Below are 15,559 nucleotides of genomic sequence, written 5' to 3'. Positions count from 1 at the left end.
CGTCCGCGGACCCTCGCACCGAGTGGATCCGTCGGGCCGATGGCGGCGGGTGGTAATTTCGCCCGGCGGGTGTCGGCGTGACCGGCGCGGACAGCGGCGAAGGGGTGACGGTGGCGGACTGGCTGGCGGCGCTCGACCGCCGCGCGGACCTGCGGGCGAAGGCCGGGCTGACCCGGCGGCTGCACCCGCGTCCCGCCGACGACGGTATGACCGACCTGGCCGGCAACGACTATCTCGGCCTGGCCACCCACCCGGAGGTCACCGGCGCCGCGGCGGCGGCTCTGTCGGCGTACGGGCTGGGGGCCACCGGGTCGCGGCTGGTACGCGGCTCGACCGACGCGCACCACGCGCTGGAGACCGAGCTGGCGCGGTGGCTGGGCACCGACTCATCGCTCGTCTTCTCCTCCGGCTACCTGGCCAACCTCGGCGCGCTGCGGGCCCTCGTGCGGCCCCGTACGCTGCTCGTCTCCGACGCGCACAACCACGCGTCCCTGATCGACGGGTGCCGCATCTCGGGCGCGGAGACCGTGGTCACCGCGCACGCCGACGTGGCGGCGGTCGCCGCGGCGCTCGCGGCGGCTCCGGGCCGTCCGGCGGTGGTGGTCACCGAGTCGGTCTTCTCGGTCGACGGTGATCTCGCCCCGCTGACCCGACTGCACGCGGTGGCCCGCCGCCACGGCGCGCTGCTGCTCGTCGACGACGCGCACGCGCTCGGCGTGACCGGTCCGGCCGGCGCCGGTGCGGTCGCCGCCGCCGGGCTGGCCGGCGAACCGGACGTGGTGGTCACCGCCACCCTGTCCAAGGCGCTGGGCGGTGCGGGAGGAGTGGTCGCCGGCCCGGCCGAGTTCGTCAGGCACCTGGTGGAGACCGGGCGCACGTTCATCTTCGACACGGCACTGCCGCCGGCGGTCGCCGCCGGGGTGCACGCCGCGCTGCGGCTGGCCCGGACCGGGGACGACAGGCGGGCCGAGCTGGCCGACCGGGTGGCGCTGGCGGTCGGTCGGCTGCGCGCGGCCGGGTTGGTCGTGTCCGCTCCGGACGCGGCGGTGATCTCGGTGACCGCTCCCGGTCCCGACGCGGCGACCGCCTGGGCCGCCGCCTGCCGGGACCGGGGCGTCGCGGTGGGCTGCTTCCGGCCGCCGTCCACCCCGGACAGCCGTTCCCGCCTGCGGCTCACGGTCAGCGCCGGGGTGCCCCGGGCGGCCTTCGAGCGGGCCCTGGACGTCGTCGTGGAGTGTGCGCCCGTGCCGGCGAGGGATACCGAGGTGGTCGCGTGAGTGCCTGGCAGGGAGTGGTGCTGGTCACCGGCACCGACACCGAGGTCGGCAAGACCGTGGTGACCGCGGCGATCACGGCAGCCGCGCAGGCCGCCGGACTGCGGGTGGCCGTGGTCAAACCGGGCCAGACGGGTACGGCCGGCGGTGAACCGGGTGACGTGGACGCGGTGAACCGGCTCGCCGCGCCGTTGACCGGCCGTACGCTGGCCAGCTACCCGGATCCGCTGGCGCCGTTGGCCGCCGCCCGGGTGGCCGACCTGCCGCCGCTGGAGCTGTACACGGCCGTGGACGCCGTACGCGACGAGACCGACAAGCACGACCTGGTGCTGGTGGAGGGCGCCGGTGGGCTGCTGGTGCCGATGGGTCTGCGCCCGTCGGGCGAGCCGTGGACGATGGCCGACCTGGCGGTGTCGCTCGGCGCGCCAGCGGTGGTGGTCGCCCGCGCCGGCCTGGGCACGCTCAACCACACCGCGCTGACCCTGGAGGCGCTGGACCGGCGGGCGGTGCCGGCGGGCGTGGTGATCGGCGCCTGGCCGGCCACGCCGGAGCTGGTGCACTGGACGAACCTCACCGACCTGGTGCCGAACCTGCTCGGCGCGGTGCCCGACGGCGCCGGCGCGATGGACCCGGGCGTGTTCCGGCGCTCGGCGCCGGGCTGGCTCACCCCGGCCCTGCACGGGGTGCTCGACGACTGGCGGACCTGGGCCGAGGAGAGCAGCTGAACACCTGACTTTCGTCGGTGTCCGGGCAGGTCGGGCGTGGGTAGCCTGGCCGCCGTGAGGATTCTGGACCGCTCGGCGCCCGGTGCGCCGGACCGGGTGTCCCGGTGGCGGCGTCCACTGCTGGACGCGCTGCTCTGGGCGGTGGTGGCCGCTCCGATAGCCGGCGCCAGGTTGAGCCCGCCGTCCCCGCCGTGGGACGTGGCGATGCTCGTCGGTTCGCTTGCGGTGCTGGCGGTGGCGGTGGGGTCGGCGCGGCGGTGGCCGCTTGTCGGACTGCTGCTGGCGGTGCTCGGTTCGTTGGTGGACGGCAATTTCGTCTTCGCGATCCCGGTGTTCAGCTATCTGACCGGGCGTCGCAGCGCGGGCGCGGCGCCGGCCGCGGTGGTGTTCGGTGTGATCGCGGTCGGCGGCACGGTGCTGAACCTGGGGCTGCTCGGCACCGGGGCGGCCACCTGGTTCCTGCTGGCCTCGGTGCTGCTGTTCGCCGGCGTGTTCCCCTGGCTGGTGGGCCGGTACCGCCGCCAGCAGCGGGAGCTGACCGACGCCGCCCGCCGCCACGTCGAGGCGTCGACCCGCGAGCGGCGGGGCGCCGCCGAGCGGATCCGGTTGCGGGAGCGGGCCCGCATCGCCGAGGAGATGCACGACTCGCTGGGCCACGACCTCAGCCTGATCGCGTTGCGGGCCGCCGCCCTGGAGCTGGCCGACGACCTGCCGTCGGCGCACCGGGCGGCGGTGGGTGAGCTGCGGGCCAGTGTGGCGGCGGCGACCGAACGGCTGCACGACATCATCGGGGTGCTGCGCGAGGAGGGCCGCCCGGCCGGTGTCGCGCCGGTGGGGGAGACCGTCGTCGACCTGGTGGACGGGGCGCGGGAGGCCGGGATGGCGGTCCGGTTGGACGTCGAGGCCGGCGCCGCCGAGCCGCCCGGGATGACCGGCGCCGCCGCGCACCGGGTGGTCCGGGAGGCGCTCACCAACGCGGCCCGGTACGCCCCTGACGCCCCGGTCACCGTCGCCCTCGCCCCCGCCGGGGACGGGATCGAGGTGCGGGTACGCAACGGGCCGTCGCCCGCCGACCGGCCGCCCACACCGGCGTCCTCGGGCAGCGGGCTGCTCGCCCTCGCCGAGCGGGTACGGCTGGCCGGCGGCGTCCTGGACACCGGCCCGTGCCCCGACGGTGGTTTCGAGGTGCGGGCCCGGCTGCCCCTGCCCGCCGACCCGTTCACCGGTGTGCCGGCCGGGGGGTGGCCCGCCGTTCCCCCCGACCCGGAGGCGGGCGACGACGGCGGTGGGATCGAGCGGCCGGTCGACGCCGAGCGGCGGCTCGGTGAGGCCCGCCGCCGGGTCCGGCGCAGCCTGGTGACCGCGCTCGCCGCCCCGGCCGGTCTGGCGCTGGTGCTGTCGCTGGTCTACTACCCGTTCGCCACGGCCGGCACGGTGCTGAGCGAGTCGGTGTACGACCGGATGCGGCCCGGGACGGCGCGCGCCGACCTGCCCGGGTTGCCCCGCCGGCAGCTCACCGGGCCGCTCGGGACGTCGGAGCCGGGCTGCGAGTACTACACCGACGGCAATTTCCCGCTCGCCGCGCCGACGTGGCGGCTCTGCTTCACCGACGGCCGGCTGGCCAGCAAGGAGCGGATCACGCAGTGATCACCGAAACGACCGGACCCGTGCGGGTGGTCCTCGCCGACGACGAGGCGATGATCCGGGCGGGTGTCCGGGCCATCCTCGCCACCGATCCCGGGATCGAGGTGGTCGCCGAGGCCGGCGACGGGCACGCGGCGGTGGAGCTGGTCCGTGCGCACCGGCCCCGGGTGGCGTTGCTGGACATCCGGATGCCGAGGCTGGACGGGCTGGCCGCCGCCGCCGAGATCCGTCGGGTCGTGCCGGAGACCGCGACGGTCATGCTGACCACGTTCGGCGAGGACGACCACGTGGCCCGGGCGCTGGGGCACGGCGCGAGCGGGTTCCTGCTCAAGGCCGGCGACCCGCGTGAGCTGATCGCCGGGGTGCACGCGGTCGCCGACGGGGGTGCGTACCTGTCGCCGCGGGTGGCCCGGCGGGTGATCGAGCTGGGCGCGGGGCGGTTGGCCCGTCGACCGGCCGCGCGGGACCGGACGGCCGGGTTGACCGAGCGGGAACGGGAGGTGCTGGCGCTGGTCGGGGCGGGGCTGTCCAACGCGGAGATCGCCCGCCGGCTGCACCTGGTGGAGGGCACCGTGAAGAGCTACCTGACAAGCATCTTCACCCGCCTCGACGTGCGTAACCGGGTGCAGGCGGCGATCCTCGCGTACGAGGCGGGGCTGGTCGACGGCTGAGCGGGGGCCGGACCGGCCCCCGCTCAGCGCCTCAGGCGTCCCGTCGACGCAGCGCGGCCCGGCCCAGCAGCAGCGCCGCCGCGGCCCACCCGGCGAGCAGGAGCAGCCCGACCGCGCCCGGGTACGGGTCGGTGTCGCCGGCCAGGAAGTGCCCGCCGGCCACCCCGGGGAACACGTCGGCGATCCGGTTCAGCACGGCGATGTCCGGCTCCTGAAGCGACAGCGGCACGATCATCAGGGTGGCGAGGAGCACGATGATCGTGAGCACCGCGCTGCGCAGCGCAGCGCCGAGGCCCACCGCGAGCACGCCGACCAGCGCCAGGTAGGTCGCCACCGCCACGATGTCGCCGATCGTGCCGGCGGCGGGCGCGCTGCCCCACTCGCCGAGGACCGGCCGGGCGACCAGGGCGCCGACACCGCCCAGCAGCAGCCCGAGCACGAAGGTCACCGCGCCGGCGACGACGGCCTTGGCCAGCAGCACGCGACCGCGCGACGGGGTGCACTGCAGGGTGGTCCGGATGGTGCCGCTTGTGAACTCGGCGGTCACCGCCAGCAGGCCCAACGCCAGCACCGCGTACTGGGTCAGCTCGACCGCGTCGATCATCACGCGGCCGGCGGTGACCACACCGGCGTTGTCGGTCGGGTCGTCGTTGGTGTTGCCGTTGGCGACGTAGATGGCCAGCTGCCCGGCGCCCGCCGCCATCACCAGCAGGCCGGCCAGGACCGTCCACCAGGTGCTCCGGACCGAGGAGAGCTTGGTCCACTCGGCGGCCACCGCGCCGCGCAGAGAGTCGATCATCGGGTGCCACCTCCGGTCGGGCCGCCCGCGTACTCGACGCTGTCGGCGGTCAGCTCCATGAACGCCTGCTCCAGCGACGCGCTGTGCGCGCTCAGCTCGTGCAGTCGTACCCCCAGCTCGTGTGCCAGGTCGCCGACGCGGTCGGCGGTGGTGCCGGTGACGGTCAGCTCGTCCGGGCCGGCCGGCTCGACGGTGGCCCCGGCGGCGGTGAGATGCGCGGCCAGGGTGGCCAGGCCGTCCGGGTGCGGGCCGCGGACGCGGACCGCGACCCCGCTGCCCGCGATCACCTCGGCGACCGGGGCGTCGGCGAGCAGCCGGCCCCGGCCGATCACCACGAGCTGGTCGGCGGTGAGCTGCATCTCGCTCATCAGGTGGCTGGAGACGAAGACGGTGCGTCCCTCGTCGGCCAGGGTCCGGGTGAGCTGCCGCACCCAGCGCACCCCGTCCGGGTCGAGGCCGTTCACCGGCTCGTCGAACATCAGCACCGGCGGGTCGCCGAGCAGCGCGCCGGCGATGCCGAGCCGTTGGCCCATGCCGAGGGAGAGGGTCCGACCGGGTTTGGCGGCGGCGCGTGCGTCCAGCCCGACAATGTCCAGCACCTCGTCGACCCGACCGGCCGGGATCCCGTTGCTGCGGGCCATGGCCCGCAGATGCGCCCGTCCGGACCGGGCCGGGTGGATGGCGCGCGCGTCGAGCAGCGCGCCCACCTCGCGCAGTGGCCGGCGCAGCTCCCGGTACGCCCGTCCGCCGACGAGGGCCTGCCCGGCGGTGGGCCGGTCGAGTCCGAGGATCATCCGCATGGTGGTGGACTTGCCGGCGCCGTTGGGGCCGAGGAACCCGGTGACCCGCCCGGGTGCGACGTCGACGGTCAGGACGTCGACGGCGACTGTCGCACCGAACCGTTTCGTCAACCCACGTAATGTGATCATGCGGTGACGGTAGGCGGGCGGACCGTCGTCCCACCGCGCCCGAACGGCACCACCCGACCCTGACTTTGGTCAGGTCAGCGGTATGTAGTCCTCCAGCAGCGCCGGCGTGAGCCCCGCCCGGTGGATCGCCTTCAGCGCTCCCAGCAGGTCGTCCATGAGCGCCGGCCGGAAGTGCATGAGCAGCACGTCGCCGGGGCGTACGACCTTCTCCGGGGTCTGGTAGCGCACCTTCCCCTCGTGGACGGTCTCGGACCAGTGCAAGACCGCCCTCATGCCGCAGTCGTGTGCCGCGCGCAGGGTGCTGGCGTCGCGGTTGCCGAACGGCGGGCGGAACAGGGTGGGTCGCTTGCCGAAGAGGGTCTCCAACCGGTCCGCCGCCCCGCAGATCTCCTGCTTCTGAAAGTCGTACGACCGGCCGGACAGTGAGGTGTGCGTGATTGTGTGGTTCTCGACGACCCCACCGGCCGCCTCGATCTGCCGGAAGTAGTCGGTGTGCTCCTCCGCCGCCGGCGAGTTGAGGAACATGGTGACCGGGATGCGCGCCTCCCGGATGAAGTCGATCACGGCGGGTGGCCGGGCCAGCCCGCCGTCGTCGATGGTGATGAAGGCGACAGGCTGCTCGGTCGGCAGCCGGTGCCAGAACGGGGCCGAACCGGTCGCCGGCAGCGGCACCGGCTGCGGTGGCGGCGCCGGCGGGAACGTCGGCACCTGCGACACGTACCAGGCCAGGCTCCCCGGTGTGGGCTTCGCCGTGGGCGACGGCGAGAGCGACGGCGTCGGGGTGGACGGGGCCGGCAGCGGGGTCGTGGTGATCCGGCGCGCGTGGAACGTCGGTCCGGCTGTGCAGGCACTCAGCGCCAGCAGGGCCAGAAGCGCTGTGCCGAAACGGATCCGACGGGATGGGGTGGCGGACACGCCCGGAAACATACCGAGTGGAGATCAGACCGGAGGCCGCCGGACCACGAAGGCGTCCGGCATCCGGAAGGTGAGATTGTCCGGACACCAGGGCGGGCGGACCACCCGGATCCCGTCCAGCAGCGGCGCCGCCTCGGCCACCACCACGGCCGCCTCCATCCGGGCCAGCACGTCACCCACGCAGCGGTGCGCGCCCGCCCCGAACGCCAGGTGCCGGCGCGATCCGCGCTGACCGGGGCGGAACTCGTCGGGCGACTCGACGACCGCCGGATCCCGGCCGGCGCGGCCCAGCCACAGCACGAGGCTGGTGCCCGCCGGCACCACCGTCCCGCCCAGCGTGCCGTCCACCGCCGCCACCCGCCGCCACGTGACGATCGGCGGTTCCAGCCGAAGACCCTCCTCCACCACGTCGGCGACCGCGACCTCGCCGGTACGCAGTCCAGCCCGTACCGCCGGTTCGCCCGCGAGCCGGTGCAGCAGCAGGGTGAGGAACTGCGAGGTCGTCTCCTGCCCGGCGACCAGCAGGAAGAACAGCGCGCCGACCACCACGTCCGGCGGATGCCCGGCGGCCCGCAGGTCGCCGGCCAGTCCACCGCCGGTGGCCGCGAAGTCGCGCAGGACGCGGTGGAAGCTGCCCACCTCGTTGGCGAGCGCCACCTGCCGGTCGGCGGCCAGCGGCGCCCAGAACAACTCCAGTGCGGCCCGGGCGAACTCCTTGACCGCGCCCACCGGAGCGTCCGGCAGCTCCACCAGCCGGGCCAGCACCAGCAGCGGCAGGTCGGCGGCGAGATCGGCGTACAGGTCGACGGGACGGCCGGCGTCGAGCGTGCCGCCGAGCCGGGCGACCCGGTCCCGTACCAGCGCGGTGAGCCACGGCCGCTGCTCGGCGACCCGCGCGGGATGCAACGCGTCCGCCACGATCGCCCGGATCGCCGGATGGCTGACTCCTGAGTTGTTCGCGAGGGTCGGCGGCAGCCGGAACCGGTGCCCGGCGAGCACCCGCAGCGCCGTCACCGGCATCGGCGTCACCGCGTCGAGCGCGTTGTCCGGCCGGTAGCTGACCGGGTCCGCGAGGACCTGCCGGACCAGCGCGTGCCGGGTGACGACCAGATGGCGTACGCCGACGTGGTCGGTCACCTCGGCGACGTCCGGCCCGGGTGCCTCGACCGCGGACTCCCAGCTCCGGAACAGCACGTCGACACGCTAGCGGGCGGCTCCCGGCAGCCCGGGGCGCAACTGCCAGACGGTGGTGCGCTTCACCCGGACGCTCTCCAGCGCCTCCGGCACCGGCACGTCGTAGTGGGCCAACTCGTCGAAGCGGTCCCGGGGCAGGAACGCCCGCCCGGGGTCACCGACCAGCGCCGGCGCGCCGGCCCGGGCGGCGCGCAGCAGGAACCGCAGCACCCGACGGGCCATCGCGTCGCTGTAGAAGACGTCACCGGCGAGGACCACCTCGGCGTCCCCGGCGTCGCCGTCGAGGATGTCGCCGAACTCGGCGTCGACGCGTACCCCGTTGGCCTCGGCGTTGAGCGCGACGGCCGCGACGGCCAGCTCGTCCACCTCGACGGCCCGCACGGACGCCGCGCCGGCCCGGGCGGCGGCGATGGCCACCAGGCCTGAGCCGGAGGCCAGGTCGAGCACCCGGCGCCCGGCGACCACCTGCGGGTGGTCGGTCACGTAGCGGGCGAGGGCCTGACCGCCGGCCCAGGCGAACGCCCAGAACGGCGGCGGACGGTCCGTGCTGAACTCGCCCTCGGTCAGCTCCCAGAGCCCGATCGGCTCGTCCGCCTGGTGCAGCCGCACCTCGGGAACGAACGGGACCGGGGACAGCCGCGCATGCAGCCGGACGAAGGTGCTGGAGAGCTCGGACACCTGCCCGATTGTTCCAGCGGCCCGTGGCCCGGCGTGTCGCGGGGGAGCGGTTACCGGTTCACCACCGTCGGTGAAAACCCACCCCGTGCTTGCCGCCCGGTGCGAACACACCCGTCTGGTCGGGGCGCCGGCCCGCTCCTAGCGTTGCGAGGTGGAGACGACCGAACGGAGGCGGCGGTGGTGACGGTGTGGCGGAATGCGCTGAGGGCCGGGGTGGTGCTGGCTGGCCTGACCGGGGCGGTGCTGACCCTGGCCGCACCGGCACAGGCGGCCTTCGCGACCGAGATGAGTGGCCTGCCGGCCCGGTTCACCGCCGGCGACCAGGTGCGCACGATCTCCGCGGTGGTCTCGCAGACGGACCGGCGCGGCGGCTGCGCGAAGGTGCGCTGGTCGATGGTGCTCACCGTGCGGGGCATCCGACTCGACCAGGTGAAGATGGACCGGGTGGAGGAGAACGGCGACTTCCCGCTGGAGGTCCGGACCGAGGGTGACGTGGCCCGGCTGACCGACCGGCAGCTCGACCCGGGCACCCTCTGCCCGGGCCGCACGGTCACGGCCCGCTACCGGGTGGCCTTCGCCGAGGACGTCACCCAGGGGCGGATCACCCTCGCCGCCGAGGCGTACGACGCGAACCTGCGGCTGCTGGCCCGGCAGACCGCCACCCGTTCGGTGGTGGGGGTGGGCGCCACCCCCACCGCGACGCCGAGCGCGACGCCGACGCTGAGCGAGCCGACGAGCGAGCCGGAGGAGGCGGCGAGCACGCCGGTCGACGAGCCGGTCGCCGACCAGCCGGTCGACGCCGCGCCGCCCGCGGCCGGCCGTCCGGTCTCGCAGGCCGGCGGGTTCGGCCTGGTGCACGCCGCGTTCCTGCTCGGCGGACTGCTGCTCTCGCTCGGGGTGGGGCTGCTGCTGCGACTGCGCCACCTGACCCGGGCCGCGGCCACCGAGGCCGAGGAGCCGCCGGTGGACCGGCTCTGGGAGCGGCCGACGACGACCGGCCGCTGGCGACCCGCCCGGCGGTGACCGTCGGGCCGTCCGGCCGCTGGTCTCGCGGCCGGTCCGCCGTCGACACGGGGAGCGTGGGGGCCGGCGAGATCCGCCGGCCCCCACGCTGTCACCTGGCGAACGCCTGGAACTCGGCGATCCTGACCTGGTTCCGCGCCGGGCTGGCGGTCGCGCAGTCGGTAGTCGTGGCCGGGTCGTCGTCCTGCTCACCGGCGTACTGCGGGCCGCCGGTGCACTGGCTGGTCAGCACCTCCAGCCGCAGGTGGGTGGCGACGGTGCTGGGCACCGTGAACGTCCGCAGGTTGATGTCCCGGCTGTACGCCCGGTACGCCCCGCCGGGGAACGCGTCGGCCGCACTTGTGTAGATCCGTTGCCAGCGCGACGGGTCCGCGCAGTCGGTGGTCCGGGCGTTGCACGCGGACACGGCGAACGAGCGCAGCGCGCTGAGCGCGTTCTGACTGCCGGTGTCGACGTCCCCGGCCGTCGCGGGACGCAGCATCGCGCTGACGTTGACCCGCCTGACCGTCTGCGGCGCGCCGCCCGGCAGCGCCACGGTGACCTGCCGCCCGGCCACCCCGTCCACCGAGGCCCAGTTCGTCGCCTCGGTGTCGTCGGCGATCCGGTCCAGGTTGACCCCGTCGCCGCTGATCGTGGCCCCGGACGTGGTGGACGCGAGGTTGCGGCTCAGCGACAGGTCCACGTATCCGCTCCGGCCGGCGTCGGCGACCACGCTGAGCCGCTGGTGCCCGAAGCCGGGCGCCACCGCCAGCAGGTCGTACGTGCCGGCCACCATCTCCAGCGTGTCCGGGATCGGGGTCGCCGGGTCGGTGTCCGCGATCGGCGTCGCCCGAGCCTCGTACGCCCCGACGTACACCCGGATCGGCGCGTCGGCGCTGTCGCCACGCGGGCGCAGGGTGAACGTCGCGTTGCCGCCGCGCGGTGACGCGAAGCTCGGCGTCGGGTCGGTGTCGGCGGCGCCGTTGGTGACGGCGTCGCGGCCCATGCCGGAGCGGGCGAACTCCGCCCAGATCAGGTCCTGGTTCGCCCCGCCGAAGCGCAGCAGGTCGGCGGTGAGCATGTTGTCCCGCATGTCGAGCATGCTGACCTGGCTGGCCGCCTGGAGCAGGAACGAGTCGAAGACCAGCTGCGACCAGCGCCGGTTGCCGGGGCACCTGTCGGCGGCGACCTTGCCCTGCGCGCACTCCGCCTGCCGCTGGGGCGTGCCGAGGCCGTACCGCTTGACGAGTGCGGAGCGGACCCGGAAGTTGGTGGCGCCCCAGATCTCCCCGTCGGCGTGCACCGCCGGACCGCCGGTGTTGTAGCCGATGTCGGAGTAGTTGAGTGGGCTGCGGCTGAGGTCGTAGTTGCGGATGCCGCTGACCAGGTTGCCGGTGACGTAGCCGCCGGTGACGAAGGGCGTCTCACCGGGCGCGCGCAGGCCGTTCTGGTAGAGGTACTCGGCGGCGAGCAGGTCGCCCCACGACTCGCCCATCGCCCCGCCCTGGTGGCCGCCGATCCCGCTGTCCGGGCCGGCGATCATCCGGTTGGTGATCGCGTGGGTGTACTCGTGGCCGATCACCGTCATGTCGTAGTCGCCGTCGACGCACGGCGGGTACGGTCCGCCCGCCTGCGGCTGCCACAGGTACATGTTGGTGGTCGGCGGCAGCCCGTCGCGCGGGGTGCCCTGGTTGGCGTTGTTCCGGTTGCCGGTCAAGGCGCCCTGCTGGGCGCGGCCCTGCTCGGCGTCACCGCCCAGACCCGCCGGGGTGAGGTTGACCGCCTGGAGGTTCCACGCGGACTCGGTGAAGCCCAGCTGGTACGCCCAGTCGTGCATCCGGTTGTGCATGGCGAAGAGGTTGGCGATCGACGCGTCCGCGTCGTTGCGCTGGGCGGAGGTGAACACCGCCGGGTTGCACTTCGCCTGGTGCCACTGGTCGGTGAACGGGTACTCGTAGCGGCGCTCCGGGCTGGTGGGCGCCGGGACGACCGGGCTGGCGCCACCCCAGGACAGCACGGTGTTGGCAGAGTTGCCGCGCGAGGTGAAGGTGGGCGTGCCGGTGGCCGCGTCGACGTCCCACGGCTGGCCGGTGGCCGGGTCACGGAAGGCGGCCTGGCAGCCCGGTGCCGGGTCGCCGCACCAGCGCACCCGGGGGTCCTGCCCGGGGCCGAGGTCGCGGGGCGGGGTGGCCGGGAAGACCGCCCAGCTCGGGTTGTCGGAGTCGAAGTCGATGAGGTCCTCCCGGACGAGCACCTCCCCGGTGATGCCGTCCACGTAGGTGGTGAACGCGGCCGGGTGGTCGCTGTCGGCGCCGATGACTGTCACCTCGTACGCGGACCGGGGGCCGTCCAGCGGGGTGGGTACCGCCACGGCCCGCACGGTGTGGCTGGCCACCGCGCCGGCGTCGAGTCGGGCGTCGGCGAGCGCGGCGGCGTACGCCTGCCCGGCGGTGCGGGTGGCCGGTGCCGGCGTGCCGGTGTCGCGGGCGAGCGAGGAGCTGACCGAGAGCACCGCCCCGCCGGCGACGGCGACGGTGACGAGGCCGTCCGGGCCGGCCGGCAGGTCGCCGAAGCGTTGCCGGAGGGTGACAACGGCACCGCTGCCGATGGGGCGTACGAGCACCCGTTCCATGGCGGCGACGGTGGGCGCGTCCATGCCGTACAGGTCGCGGTTGGCGGTCAGGTAGGCGCGGGCGGCGGCCTCCGGGTCGGTGGGCAGCCCGGTGGCGAGGGGGGTACGGCCGGGGCCGAGCGCCTGCGGGGTGCCGAGGCGGTTCCACCGCACGTCGGGGTCGGCGGCGCGGGCCAGGCCGCGCTGGCGGGCGTCGGGTGCCGCCGTACCGGTGCGGTTGTCGACGTCGGCGGGTTGGTGTCCCTCGGCGAACGGGCCGGACCTGCGCTCGGCGGACGGCGGGTTCGCGCTGGGGGCCGCGGTGCTCACGCCGGTGGGGAGCAACGCGGCGGCCGTGGCCGTCGTCGCCAGGATGGCGATGAGCCGGCGTCGACGCCGGCTCATCGGGGGTGACCACTCCGGTTGTGGCACGGGACCTCCTCGTGGGAGCGGGATGGCCGGCGACCGCCGGCCGACGCTGCGCGGTGACGCATGCGCATCTGTGGATATCAGCCGGCCGGGGGCGGGGCAAGGTCCGGAGCCGTGCAATGTCGTCGGCCCGCCATTCAGCGGGCGGTCGGTCGTCCGGAGCGGGTCAGTCCAGCTCGGTCGGGTCGAGACCCAGTTCCCGGGCGGTGACCAGCCGGACCCACTCGCCGAACTGCCGGCGGGAGATCACCCGGTCGTGCACGGCGAGCTGCACGGCCAGGCCGTCCATCACCGCGCTGATCCGCCAGGCCGCCCCGTCCGGGTCGGCGCACTGGAAGGTGCCGTCGGCCACGCCGGCGGCGATGACCGCGGCCAGGTCCTGCCGCCACCGCAGGTCGAGCCGGCGGGAGACCTTCTCCAACTCGGGGGTACGCAGCGACTCGGACCAGCCGTCGATCCACATCGACCAGGAGGTGGCCCGCCCGGCCGGTGTGTACAGCTTGAGGATCCGGCGGAGCTTGGTCAGTGGCGGGGCCGGGGACCGGGTCACCGCGTCCAGTCGGGCCAGATCCTGCTCGACCGCGTACGCGAACGCCTGCGCGAGCAACCGTTCCTTGGTGGCGAAGTGGTAGAAGACCAGTGCCTGGCTCACGCCGGCGGCCTGCGCCACGTCCGCTGTCCGGGTGTTGGCCAGACCGCGCTCCACGATCACGTCACAGGCGGTGCGCAGCAGGGCATCCAGGCGGATCTCGGCCGCACGTCTCGTCACGACCGTTACCGTAGCCCATCCTACCGAACACGAACAGTTACCACCGCTGCCCGATTCGCGCTGCGACAGTCGGAAGCCGGACACTTCCCGGAGGTGCCGTCGGTCGTTCTCCGGAGAGAGTTCGTCGAGGTCCGCCGCGCGTTGCTCGGCTGCGGGGGAAACTGGTGGGCGGGGGCCGGGCCGCCGGTGCGGGGGTCTGTCGCGTGATGCCGGAGTGTGATGACAGAGCGTCAATTGAGACACCAGGCCAGCCCCCTAGGAAGCCCGTCGGTGATGGTCGTGATCTCGTCCCGCACGCCGCCTCCGGTCACCGAAACGGGACAGGGCGCGCCGAGATGCCCCCCGAGTTGGCAGTCGTTCCCGGGCTCGGCTAAAGTTCTCATCCGTCACCCGGTAACGCCGGGGGCGTGCGGACGTAGCGCAGCTGGTAGCGCATCACCTTGCCAAGGTGAGGGTCGCGGGTTCGAATCCCGTCGTCCGCTCGGAGCTGCCGCCACGCATGACGGGGGCAACCTCGGTGGGGTGGCCGAGAGGCGAGGCAACGGCCTGCAAAGCCGTGTACGCGGGTTCAAATCCCGTCCCCACCTCGGCATTATGCACGGGCGATTGGCGCAGTGGGAGCGCGCTTCCTTGACACGGAAGAGGTCACTGGTTCAAACCCAGTATCGCCCACCATATGTTCGACAGAATCGCCGAGGCCCGGTACCGGGCCTCGGCGGTTTCTGTTTCCGGGGCGATTGGGCCCGCTCGGCATGCCGTTACTCGCCGGCGCGGAGGACCTCGCTCAGCCGATGCTCCGGGGTGGCTTTCCTGCATTCTGGACGACGGTCTGCCGCCTGTCCCGGCGGCACGCCTCACCAGCGGAAACGGCGTCGGGCCACCCGGCCGGGCGACGCCTACGCGGTCGCGGAGAGCAGCGCCTCCGCGAGGTCGGTGCGGGCGCTGAGCAGGCTCCGGCCCCGGCGGTGGGTCACCACCAGACCGGCCGCGCGCAACGCCGTGAGGTGTTGGGAGACCCCGGCGGGCGACATCCCGCTACGACGGGCCAGCTCGGTGTTGCTGACCGGCCCGGTCAGCTCGGTGAGCAGCCGGGCCCGGCCGCGACCGAGCACGACGGCCAGCGCGTCCTGGACGCCGTTCGAGGGCTCCCACAGGGTGCCGAGCCCGCGGGCGGGATAGGCGAGCTGGGGCGCGTCCCCGGCGGACACGCTCGCCACCGACGGCCAGACGAAGACCGACGGGACCAGTACCAGGCCGGGGCCGTCCGCGACGTCCGGGGCCAGGCAGTGCCGCTGCGCGACGACCAGCGTGTCGTCCTCCCACCGGACCTGTCCGTGCAGGTCGTTCAGGAGCACCGCCGCGCCGTCCTCGGCGAGCAGGCGGGCGCGGGCGGTGACGTCGGCGTCGAGCAGCAGCCGCAGCCGCGGCCAGTGCGGGGCCAGGGCGATCCGCCAGTACGCCTCGATCTCCTCGCACAGCCGGCGCAGCCCGCCCGGCGGGTCGGCGTACAGGGTGGCGAGCGCCGGCGTCCGGTCGCCCGGATACAGGTCCAGGTGGGCGCGGACGGTATCGGCCGGGGTGGCGCGCAGGGCGGCCAGTTCGGCGGCCAGGTCCGGGTTGAGGCCGGCGGGCGGCGGGGTGAGGAAGTCGGCCAGGTAGCCGGGCCGGGCCGGTACGAGCTGCCAGAGCAGACCACCGTCCGCCTCGATCAGACCCGCTTCGACAAGGGGTGGACGCACCCGCCGTATCCAGGGCAGGTGGACCGCGTGGTCGCCGGGGTCGCGCAGCACCCGGACACTCGCGGCGACCTCCCACAGGCAGGAGACGGCGAACCGGATGCGAGCGACGGCACCCGCCGACATGCTGATGGCGACCACGGCACCCCCGGTGGATTCAGCTGGGACTGAAACATTACCGGC

The 15,559-nt window shown here is 74.6% G+C and carries 13 protein-coding genes and 3 tRNA genes; 8 read left to right on the top strand and 8 right to left on the bottom strand.

All coding sequences use genetic code 11. From position 1 onward, the window contains the following. The first annotated feature begins 110 nt into the window (after nucleotides 1–110). From FHG89_RS12010 to FHG89_RS11995, 4 genes are read left to right on the top strand one after another with little or no spacing between them, the layout of a single operon-like run. Nucleotides 111–1,277, top strand: coding sequence for an 8-amino-7-oxononanoate synthase (locus FHG89_RS12010; protein WP_139584481.1), 1,167 nt, complete (start codon nucleotides 111–113; stop codon nucleotides 1,275–1,277). 17 nt (nucleotides 1,278–1,294) lie between these two features. Next, nucleotides 1,295–1,999 (top strand): dethiobiotin synthase, encoded by a 705-nt coding sequence (gene bioD / locus FHG89_RS12005; protein WP_139584480.1) that lies wholly within the window; start codon nucleotides 1,295–1,297, stop codon nucleotides 1,997–1,999. 54 nt (nucleotides 2,000–2,053) lie between these two features. Continuing rightward, nucleotides 2,054–3,646, top strand: a complete 1,593-nt coding sequence (locus tag FHG89_RS12000; protein ID WP_244295381.1) for a histidine kinase — start codon at nucleotides 2,054–2,056, stop codon at nucleotides 3,644–3,646. Continuing rightward, nucleotides 3,643–4,314: a response regulator gene (locus FHG89_RS11995; RefSeq protein ID WP_425280170.1), complete on the top strand. Its 672-nt coding sequence runs from the start codon at nucleotides 3,643–3,645 to the stop codon at nucleotides 4,312–4,314. Before FHG89_RS12000 ends, FHG89_RS11995 begins: the two co-directional genes overlap by 4 nt. Before the next feature lie 31 nt (nucleotides 4,315–4,345). On the opposite strand, the gene FHG89_RS11990 is transcribed toward FHG89_RS11995, so the two are convergent. From FHG89_RS11990 to FHG89_RS11970, 5 genes are all read right to left on the bottom strand, one after another. Beyond that, the gene (locus FHG89_RS11990) at nucleotides 4,346–5,113 is read right to left on the bottom strand and encodes an ABC transporter permease subunit (RefSeq protein WP_244295379.1); all 768 of its coding nucleotides are present in this window, start codon (nucleotides 5,111–5,113) and stop codon (nucleotides 4,346–4,348) included. Then, nucleotides 5,110–6,042, bottom strand: a complete 933-nt coding sequence (locus FHG89_RS11985) for an ATP-binding cassette domain-containing protein (RefSeq protein ID WP_139584453.1) — start codon at nucleotides 6,040–6,042, stop codon at nucleotides 5,110–5,112. The genes FHG89_RS11990 and FHG89_RS11985 overlap by 4 nt, the downstream gene beginning before the upstream one ends. 69 nt (nucleotides 6,043–6,111) lie before the next feature. Continuing rightward, a complete protein-coding gene (locus tag FHG89_RS11980) occupies nucleotides 6,112–6,957 on the bottom strand; it encodes a polysaccharide deacetylase family protein (protein WP_244295377.1) in 846 nt (281 codons plus the stop codon). 24 nt (nucleotides 6,958–6,981) lie between these two features. After that, complete coding sequence (locus tag FHG89_RS11975; RefSeq protein WP_139584451.1) at nucleotides 6,982–8,151, bottom strand: cytochrome P450; 1,170 nt, start codon at nucleotides 8,149–8,151, stop codon at nucleotides 6,982–6,984. Between the two features lie 9 nt (nucleotides 8,152–8,160). Further along, nucleotides 8,161–8,829, bottom strand: a complete 669-nt coding sequence (locus FHG89_RS11970) for a class I SAM-dependent methyltransferase (protein WP_139584450.1) — start codon at nucleotides 8,827–8,829, stop codon at nucleotides 8,161–8,163. Nucleotides 8,830–9,006: 177 nt separating this feature from the next. On the opposite strand from FHG89_RS11970, the gene FHG89_RS11965 reads away from it, so the two are divergent. After that, nucleotides 9,007–9,852 (top strand): hypothetical protein, encoded by an 846-nt coding sequence (locus FHG89_RS11965; protein WP_244295375.1) that lies wholly within the window; start codon nucleotides 9,007–9,009, stop codon nucleotides 9,850–9,852. A 91-nt stretch (nucleotides 9,853–9,943) separates the two neighbouring features. Here FHG89_RS11965 and FHG89_RS11960 read toward each other — a convergent pair whose 3' ends face one another. Together FHG89_RS11960 and FHG89_RS11955 are read right to left on the bottom strand one after the other, a co-directional pair. Further along, nucleotides 9,944–12,874, bottom strand: a complete 2,931-nt coding sequence (locus FHG89_RS11960; protein ID WP_208760939.1) for a M36 family metallopeptidase — start codon at nucleotides 12,872–12,874, stop codon at nucleotides 9,944–9,946. Nucleotides 12,875–13,037: 163 nt separating this feature from the next. Then, the gene (locus FHG89_RS11955) at nucleotides 13,038–13,640 is read right to left on the bottom strand and encodes a TetR/AcrR family transcriptional regulator (protein WP_139584449.1); all 603 of its coding nucleotides are present in this window, start codon (nucleotides 13,638–13,640) and stop codon (nucleotides 13,038–13,040) included. A gap of 409 nt (nucleotides 13,641–14,049) precedes the next feature. Here FHG89_RS11955 and FHG89_RS11950 point away from each other — a divergent pair. The 3 genes from FHG89_RS11950 (at nucleotide 14,050) to FHG89_RS11940 (ending at nucleotide 14,315) form a co-directional block, all read left to right on the top strand. Beyond that, a tRNA-Gly gene (locus FHG89_RS11950) sits at nucleotides 14,050–14,122 on the top strand. A gap of 34 nt (nucleotides 14,123–14,156) precedes the next feature. Continuing rightward, nucleotides 14,157–14,227: transfer RNA gene (locus FHG89_RS11945), tRNA-Cys, on the top strand. 13 nt (nucleotides 14,228–14,240) lie between these two features. Beyond that, nucleotides 14,241–14,315 (top strand) — tRNA-Val (locus tag FHG89_RS11940). A gap of 221 nt (nucleotides 14,316–14,536) precedes the next feature. Here the strand turns inward: FHG89_RS11940 and FHG89_RS11935 are convergent. Further along, on the bottom strand, nucleotides 14,537–15,517 hold the full coding sequence (locus FHG89_RS11935) for an ArsR/SmtB family transcription factor (protein ID WP_139584448.1): 981 nt from the start codon (nucleotides 15,515–15,517) through the stop codon (nucleotides 14,537–14,539). Between the last annotated feature and the right edge of the window lie 42 nt (nucleotides 15,518–15,559).

Origin of the sequence: Micromonospora orduensis, assembly GCF_006228125.1 — a bacterium.
Classification (GTDB): Bacteria; Actinomycetota; Actinomycetes; order Mycobacteriales; family Micromonosporaceae; genus Micromonospora; species Micromonospora orduensis.
This window is presented reverse-complemented; position numbering and strand designations above follow the sequence as displayed.

What these genes read in the sequence shown, in the direction of transcription:
- FHG89_RS11990 (WP_244295379.1), bottom strand. Translation starts at nt 5,113, where the DNA reads ATGATCGACTCTCTGCGCGGCGCGGTGGCCGCCGAGTGGACCAAGCTC.
- FHG89_RS11985 (WP_139584453.1), bottom strand. Translation starts at nt 6,042, where the DNA reads ATGATCACATTACGTGGGTTGACGAAACGGTTCGGTGCGACAGTCGCC.